Genomic DNA, 7,683 nt, shown 5'->3' on the forward strand with positions numbered 1-7,683 from the left:
TACCTGGAGTTGGAACGTCACGAGTTACAGTACCAACCTTAGGGTTTGGCATTAAACCACGTTGACCTAAGATCTGACCTAACTGACCTACAACACGCATTGCATCAGGAGAAGCAATAACAACGTCAAAGTCTGACTTGCCCTTCTTAACTTCAGCTGCTAACTCGTCCATACCAACGAAATCAGCACCTGCTGCCTTAGCCTGATCAGCTAATTCACCCTGGGTGAATACTAAAACGCGAACGGTCTTACCAGTACCATGAGGTAATACGGTAGCACCACGAACGTTCTGATCTGACTTAGTAGCATCAATGCCTAACTGGATTGATACATCAACGCTCTCTACGAACTTTGCCTTAGCGGTTGACTTTAATAACTCAAAACCAGCCTTAACATCATACTGCTTGGTCTTATCAACAGCTGCACGAATCTCTTTTAAACGCTTTGCAATCTTAGCCATCGAATTAACCCTCCACCTGGATGCCCATTGAACGTGCGGTACCAGCAATGGTACGTGCTGATGCATCAACGTCTGCACCAGTCATATCAGGCTCTTTAGCCTTAGCAATTTCACGGCACTGATCCATAGTGATCTTACCAGCAACCTCAGTACCTGGCTTGTGAGAACCAGACTTAAGATTTAAAGTCTTCTTAATTAAGTAAGAAGCTGGGGTTGACTTAGATACGAAGGTAAATGACTTATCTGAATATACGGTGATAATAACAGGAACTGGTAAACCCTTTTCCATGTTTGAAGTCTTAGCATTGAATGCCTTACAGAACTCCATAATGTTAACACCGTGCTGACCTAAAGCTGGGCCAACTGGTGGAGCTGGATTAGCATTACCAGCACCAACTTGTAATTTGATATAGGCAGTAACTTTCTTTGCCATTTTTAAGATTCCTATAAAATATGGGTAATATCGCGTGTGCTAACACGCTTCCCGACCAATAATGGTATTTCTATTCTCACGATTACTCGTAAAAAATAGTTTTGAGATTATACAGAATTTTTAGACACAGATCAACTATTTTTTTTATAAACCGCTTTTTTATCGGCAAGATTTTCAAAGATAATTGAATTTGAAGGATTTTATCAGAATGTGCAACCTGATAGGTTGCACATGCAAGAATTAAAGATCTTTTTCTACCTGAGTAAAGTCGAGTTCAACTGGAGTTGCTCTTCCAAAAATAGCAATTGAAACTGTTAGGCGATTCTTTTCATAATCAACCTTTTCAACAGTACCAACGAAATCTTTGAAAGCACCTTCAATTGCACGAACGTGTTCACCAACCTCGAACATTGTCTTTGGACGTGGTGAATCCTCAGTCTCTTTGAGGCGATTTAAAATCTTATTTGCTTCAGCTTCAGTAATAGGAAGAGGTTTTTCAGAAGTTCCGCCAATAAAACCTAAAACACGATCTGTATGCTTAACTAACTGCCATGACTCAGAAGTCATTCTCATGTTAACTAAAACGTATCCAGGGAAAAACTTTCTCTCTGACTCGCGCTTCTTTCCATCTTTGATTTCTTTAACTTTCTCTTTTGGAACAAGAATCTCGCCAAAGTATTCTTCCATACCATGGATCTTAATTCTTTCCTGTAAAGTTAAAGCAACTCTCTGCTCAAAGCCAGAAAAGGCCTGAATAACGTACCAGCGGAAAGAATCACCACCAAAATAGTTATTCTTCTTTGCAGGTGCCTTTCCTTCCTCGGAAGCAACGGTCTGAACTGCACTTGAAGCTTCTGTAGAAGATGGAGCTTCAGTCATTAATGGTGCATCAACAATTTCATCTTTAGTCATAGTTACATCCTTAGAAGACTAACTTATAAAGTAAATAGGCGAACAATCTGTAAGAAGATTACATCACAGAAATACAGGAATAAACTTACAACGCAAACTGCAACAAATACAATAAAAGTTGTCTGAACAGCTTCCTGACGTGTAGGCCATACAACCTTTCTTAATTCAGTATATGCCTGGCGTGAAAAACTTAATAAAGCACGGCCCTTGTTTGTTAAAAGTGCACTGCCTAAACCTAAAGCAAGCCCCAATATAACAATAGCAACACGTGCTAAACGACCAAATGTTGTTTCATCAACAACTACAAAATTAGTGTAATAGTAATTTCCAATAATAGCAGAAGCTACAATTACAACTGAAAGAATCCAGAATACAGCACTTAATGCTGGAGAGATGAAAAGATCAGCCTTTGCCCCCTGAGCAGGCTTTTTAGCTGTATTTTTTTTATCTGCAGTGGCAACTTTGCCTTTATTGTCTGCCATAGGATTTATCCGTTTTAAATATCGCGATTCATTCGCTATAGACAATTAAACCGCAACAGCATTTAACTGCTGTTGCGGAACATAATAATGCTAGTATAAAAAGGTATTACTCGATGATCTTACCAACAACACCAGCACCTACAGTACGACCACCCTCACGGATAGCGAATCTCTCACCCTCAGCCATAGCTACTGGGTGGATTAAGGTTACTGACATATCGGTGTTATCACCTGGCATTACCATCTCTACGCCTTCCTGTAACTCGATTGTACCGGTAATATCGGTTGTACGGAAGAAGAACTGTGGACGGTAGCCCTTGAAGAATGGAGTATGACGACCACCTTCATCCTTTGATAATACGTATACCTGACCTGTGAACTTGGTGTGTGGTGTGATTGAGCCTGGTACTGCTAATACCTGTCCACGCTCTACTTCATCACGCTTTGTACCACGTAATAAGATACCTACGTTATCACCTGCACGACCTTCGTCTAATAACTTACGGAACATTTCAACGCCAGTTACAGTGGTCTTGGTGGTTGGACGAATACCAACGATTTCAACTTCATCACCTACGTGAACGATACCACGCTCAACACGGCCTGTTACTACAGTACCACGACCTGAAATTGAGAAGATATCTTCGATTGGTAATAAGAATGGATCATCGATATCACGCTTTGGATCTGGGATGTATGAGTCTAAGGTCTCTGCTAACTCTAATACAGCCTTTTCCCACTTCTCTTCACCGTTTAATGCGCCTAATGCTGAACCACGGATGATTGGAGTGTCGTCGCCTGGGAACTGATACTGATTTAACAGATCACGGATATCCATCTCAACTAACTCTAATAACTCTTCGTCGTCAACCATATCGCACTTGTTTAAGAATACTACGATGTATGGTACGCCTACCTGACGTGCTAAAAGAATGTGCTCACGTGTCTGTGGCATAGGACCATCAGTTGCTGCTACTACTAAGATAGCGCCGTCCATCTGTGCTGCACCAGTAATCATGTTCTTAACATAGTCAGCGTGACCTGGGCAGTCAACGTGTGCATAGTGACGGTTTGCTGTATCGTACTCAACGTGAGAGGTGTTAATGGTAATACCACGAGCCTTCTCTTCTGGTGCGTTATCGATCTGGTCGAACTTACGTGGCTCACCACCGAAAGTCTTTGCTAAAACAGTAGTGATAGCTGCAGTTAAAGTGGTCTTACCGTGATCAACGTGACCAATGGTACCAACGTTTACGTGGGTCTTACCACGGACAAACTTCTCTTTTGCCATTTTTTAATTTCCTTAGTTTTAGAGGTGCGGGGGTAACCGCACCAGTTAAATTAACAAATAAATTATTCAGACTTAGTCTGACGCTCAGCAATAACTGCCTCAGCGATATTTCTTGGAGCCTCAGCGTAGTGGCCAAATTCCATTACGTAAGAAGCACGGCCCTGAGTCTGTGAACGAAGGTCTGTTGCGTAACCAAACATTTCACCGAGAGGAACCATAGCATGAACGATCTTGCCCATAGGGCCGTCTTCCATACCTTCAACAAGAGCACGACGACGGTTTAAATCGCCGATAACATCACCCATGTACTCTTCAGGAGTGTCAACTTCAACCTTCATTAATGGCTCTAATAATACAGGCTGTGCCTTCTTGAAGCCATCCTTGAATGCCATAGAAGCTGCAATCTTGAATGCCATTTCTGATGAGTCAACTTCGTGGTAAGAACCATCAAATACAGTGATCTTAACGTCTACTACTGGGTAACCAGCAATAACACCGTTAGCGATCTGCTCCTGACAGCCCTTATCGATAGCTGGAATGTATTCCTTAGGAATAACACCACCAACGATCTCGTTAACGAACTCGTAACCCTTGCCTTGCTCGAGAGGCTCGATACGTAACCAGCAGTGACCATACTGACCACGACCACCAGACTGACGAACAAACTTGCCTTCCTGCTCAACCTGAGCCTTGATTGTCTCACGGTATGCTACCTGTGGCTTACCAACGTTGCATTCAACTTTGAACTCACGACGCATACGGTCAACAATAATATCAAGGTGTAACTCACCCATACCAGAAATAATGGTCTGGCCAGACTCTTCATCAGTGCGAACACGGAATGAAGGATCTTCCTGAGCTAAACGGTTTAAAGCGATAGCCATCTTCTCCTGGTCAGCCTTAGTCTTAGGCTCAACAGCAACAGAGATAACTGGCTCTGGGAATTCGATTGACTCAAGTAGAATTGGATGCTCAGGATCACATAAGGTATCACCTGTTGTGGTTTCCTTTAAACCAATTGCTGCTACGATATCACCTGCGTAAACTTCCTTAACTTCCTGACGTGCGTTAGCGTGCATCTGAACTAAACGACCAAAACGCTCGCGCTTCTGCTTATCAGAGTTCATAACGGTATCGCCTGATGCGATAACGCCTGAATAGCAACGTAAGAATGTTAAGTTACCTACGAATGGATCGTTAGCTAACTTGAATGCTAATGCTGAGAATGGAGCTGCATCATCAGCCTTACGTGTATCTGGGTTGCCATCTAAGGTCTTACCTTCAACATCAGGTACATCTGCTGGAGATGGTAAGTACTCAACAACAGCGTCAAGCATTGCCTGAACACCCTTGTTCTTGAATGCTGAACCACAGCACATAGGGATGATTTCGTTACGTAATGTACGCTCACGTAAACCAGCCTTGATTTCTTCTTCAGTTAACTCTTCGCCACCAAAGAACTTATCCATTAACTGCTCGTTAGCCTCAGCAGCTGCTTCAACTAACTTGGTACGCCACTCTTCAACTTCCTCAACCATATCTGCAGGAATTTCGGTGTACTCAAACTTCATACCCTGAGATGCTTCATCCCAGTCGATAGCCTGACGCTTGATTAAGTCAACTACACCAACGAAATTATCTTCCTTACCGATAGGTTACATTAATGGAACTGGGTTACCCTTTAAACGAGTCTTGATCTGCTCAACAACACGTAAGAAGTTAGCACCAGTACGGTCCATCTTGTTAACGAAAGCAATACGTGGAACCTTGTACTTAACTGCCTGACGCCATACGGTCTCAGACTGTGGCTGAACACCACCTACAGCACAGTAAACCATAACTGCACCGTCAAGAACACGCATTGAACGCTCTACTTCAACAGTAAAGTCTACGTGGCCTGGGGTGTCAATAATATTGAAGCGGTATGCATTCTTCCACTGACCTGCCATACCATGCCAGAAACATGTTGTAGCAGCTGAAGTAATTGTAATACCACGCTCCTGCTCCTGAACCATCCAGTCCATGGTAGCAGCACCATCGTGAACCTCACCTAACTTGTGGCTCTTACCTGTATAGAATAAGATACGCTCGGTTGTGGTTGTCTTACCAGCATCAATGTGAGCACTGATACCGATGTTACGATAGAGATTAATCGGTGTTTCACGAACCATAATAAATTAACTCCTGTACTACCAGCGGAAGTGACTGAATGCCTTGTTAGCCTCAGCCATACGGTGAACATCTTCACGCTTCTTAACTGCAGTACCCTTGTTCTCAACTGCATCTGCCATTTCAGCTGCTAATCTTGCTGCCATGCTCTTCTCATGACGGTTACGAGCAGCCTCAACTAACCAACGCATAGCTAATGCGTTACCGCGTGCAGGACGAACTTCAACTGGAACCTGATAGTTAGCACCACCAACACGACGAGACTTAACTTCTACGTCTGGGCGGATGTGCTCAAGTGCCTCCTCAAACAGGGCGAGGTGGTCCTTGCCGCTCTTCTCAGAAATGGTGTCTAATGCGCCATATACGATGGCTTCAGCGATGGACTTCTTACCATCCTGCATTACGACATTGATAAACTTTGCTAATAACTCAGAATTAAATTTTGGATCTGGCAAAATTTTACGCTGAGCAACTTCACGACGTCTAGGCATTTATAAATCCTCTTAATTTCAGGGTTTTCCAAAACCTAAAATTTCATTAATTAAACTTGTTTGGCCTTACTCTACAGGGGTTATATTAAGCCTTAGGCTTCTTAACACCATACTTAGAGCGACCTTGCTTACGGTCTTTAACACCAGCGCAGTCTAAAGAACCACGAATGGTGTGGTAACGAACACCTGGTAAATCCTTAACACGACCACCACGGATCATTACTACAGAGTGCTCCTGAAGGTTGTGACCCTCACCACCAATGTATGAAGTAACTTCAAAACCATTAGTTAAACGAACACGGCATACCTTACGCATAGCTGAATTAGGCTTTTTAGGCTTGGTAGCATAAACACGGGTGCAAACGCCACGTTTCTGTGGGCAAGCTTCCAGAGCTGGAACCTTGTTCTTAGAAACTACTTTAACGCGTGGCTTGCGAACCAACTGATTAATAGTAGACATTAAATTAAAATCTCCTGTTAGTCCAAAATGGACAGATCTTACTATACCCCTACAAATAGGGTCTGTGAATTTTAATACAAATATAAATCAAAGATCAAATATTTTTTTTCGAAACGGCTTTTTTATGGGAAATGAGAGAAAAATTATCGCTTTTTTTATAACTAAAGATTAACAAGAATTGTACTTTTTTCTTTTAATAGCGAATATAACAGCTCTAAAGATCCAACATCTTCTAAACAAAACAGTTTTTCTGTTTGAATAAATGAGCATTTTTCTCTTACTTTTTCAAGATCCGCACTAAATGAAATAAAGCAGTAATCATCGTTTGTGATATTGCCTACATCACAACTGCTAGATAACCAATTTGAGATATCTCTTTTGTCGCTGATTATGTAAACTTTCATCAAAACACCACCACTTTTGAGCTGACCTTAACCAAATCATTTAATTTAGCTTTTTGCGTTGATGTAAATCCACATGAAGAATATATCGGTATTTCATATAGCTCTAACTGCTTTAACTGTTTTCTTACATTTTCAGCTACACTATCTTGATTTGATGACAGTATAAGATCCTCTGTAAATGTCTGTGATAGAAATACACATACATCATCCCCTGCATCAGCAAGATTTAAAGAGCATTCAATTCCCTGTTTATATGTCATCGACTGACTGAAAGGAGTTTTAATTACAATTGTGATCATTTATAACTCCAGTACCTTGTCACATGTGGATATCATCATAGACAGCTCTGCATTTCCTGATAATGTAAAGGATTTTTCTATACTCTCTACTGATATACCTTTTTCCTGAAGGTCACCACCGCAGACATACATTGGAATTTTATATTTCTCGTACAGATCAGTGTAAGTTTTCTGAATGCCATACAAATCTGATCGTTTTTCCATCTCTACAGAAGTTATGCTAGCCGCATCATATCTGAAAAATATACCTTTTATATTAAGCTTATCTTCGTAGGCTCTTTG

The 7,683-nt window shown here is 41.7% G+C and carries 10 protein-coding genes and 1 pseudogene; all 11 read right to left on the reverse strand.

Going from position 1 to position 7,683, the window contains the following annotated elements:
- Positions 1-460 (reverse strand): 50S ribosomal protein L1 (rplA, locus tag ACJML3_RS08335; RefSeq protein WP_406022290.1); only part of this gene is annotated, 460 nt, incomplete at its 3' end.
- A gap of 4 nt (positions 461-464) precedes the next feature.
- Positions 465-893 carry a 50S ribosomal protein L11 gene (gene rplK, locus ACJML3_RS08340; protein WP_219938156.1) on the reverse strand — a complete coding sequence of 143 codons (429 nt, stop codon included), beginning with the start codon at positions 891-893 and terminating at the stop codon, positions 465-467.
- A 240-nt stretch (positions 894-1,133) separates the two neighbouring features.
- Positions 1,134-1,649 (reverse strand): transcription termination/antitermination protein NusG, encoded by a 516-nt coding sequence (gene nusG, locus ACJML3_RS08345; protein WP_406022302.1) that lies wholly within the window; start codon positions 1,647-1,649, stop codon positions 1,134-1,136.
- A gap of 179 nt (positions 1,650-1,828) precedes the next feature.
- Positions 1,829-2,287 carry a preprotein translocase subunit SecE gene (gene secE, locus ACJML3_RS08350; RefSeq protein WP_406022292.1) on the reverse strand — a complete coding sequence of 153 codons (459 nt, stop codon included), beginning with the start codon at positions 2,285-2,287 and terminating at the stop codon, positions 1,829-1,831.
- Positions 2,288-2,393: 106 nt separating this feature from the next.
- The gene (gene tuf / locus ACJML3_RS08355) at positions 2,394-3,578 is read right to left on the reverse strand and encodes an elongation factor Tu (RefSeq protein ID WP_406022294.1); all 1,185 of its coding nucleotides are present in this window, start codon (positions 3,576-3,578) and stop codon (positions 2,394-2,396) included.
- A 62-nt stretch (positions 3,579-3,640) separates the two neighbouring features.
- Positions 3,641-5,749: pseudogene (fusA, locus tag ACJML3_RS08360) on the reverse strand (elongation factor G).
- An 18-nt stretch (positions 5,750-5,767) separates the two neighbouring features.
- Positions 5,768-6,238, reverse strand: coding sequence for a 30S ribosomal protein S7 (gene rpsG, locus ACJML3_RS08365; RefSeq protein ID WP_219938166.1), 471 nt, complete (start codon positions 6,236-6,238; stop codon positions 5,768-5,770).
- A gap of 85 nt (positions 6,239-6,323) precedes the next feature.
- Positions 6,324-6,698 (reverse strand): 30S ribosomal protein S12, encoded by a 375-nt coding sequence (gene rpsL, locus ACJML3_RS08370; RefSeq protein WP_219938165.1) that lies wholly within the window; start codon positions 6,696-6,698, stop codon positions 6,324-6,326.
- 161 nt (positions 6,699-6,859) lie between these two features.
- A complete protein-coding gene (locus ACJML3_RS08375; protein ID WP_406022297.1) occupies positions 6,860-7,102 on the reverse strand; it encodes a hypothetical protein in 243 nt (80 codons plus the stop codon).
- Positions 7,102-7,401 carry a hypothetical protein gene (locus ACJML3_RS08380; RefSeq protein ID WP_406022299.1) on the reverse strand — a complete coding sequence of 100 codons (300 nt, stop codon included), beginning with the start codon at positions 7,399-7,401 and terminating at the stop codon, positions 7,102-7,104. The genes ACJML3_RS08375 and ACJML3_RS08380 overlap by 1 nt, the downstream gene beginning before the upstream one ends.
- Positions 7,402-7,683: DsrE family protein (locus tag ACJML3_RS08385; protein WP_406022300.1), on the reverse strand; the 282-nt coding region annotated here is incomplete at its 5' end.

Source organism: Succinivibrio sp. (assembly GCF_045124615.1).
GTDB classification, from domain to species: domain Bacteria; phylum Pseudomonadota; class Gammaproteobacteria; order Enterobacterales; family Succinivibrionaceae; genus Succinivibrio; species Succinivibrio faecicola.

Excerpts from the sequence above, each read along its gene's own strand:
- ACJML3_RS08375 (WP_406022297.1), bottom strand. The coding sequence starts at position 7,102 with ATGAAAGTTTACATAATCAGCGACAAAAGAGATATCTCAAATTGGTTA.
- rpsL (WP_219938165.1), bottom strand. The coding sequence starts at position 6,698 with ATGTCTACTATTAATCAGTTGGTTCGCAAGCCACGCGTTAAAGTAGTT.
- rpsG (WP_219938166.1), bottom strand. The coding sequence starts at position 6,238 with ATGCCTAGACGTCGTGAAGTTGCTCAGCGTAAAATTTTGCCAGATCCA.
- tuf (WP_406022294.1), bottom strand. The coding sequence starts at position 3,578 with ATGGCAAAAGAGAAGTTTGTCCGTGGTAAGACCCACGTAAACGTTGGT.
- secE (WP_406022292.1), bottom strand. The coding sequence starts at position 2,287 with ATGGCAGACAATAAAGGCAAAGTTGCCACTGCAGATAAAAAAAATACA.
- ACJML3_RS08380 (WP_406022299.1), bottom strand. The coding sequence starts at position 7,401 with ATGATCACAATTGTAATTAAAACTCCTTTCAGTCAGTCGATGACATAT.
- rplK (WP_219938156.1), bottom strand. The coding sequence starts at position 893 with ATGGCAAAGAAAGTTACTGCCTATATCAAATTACAAGTTGGTGCTGGT.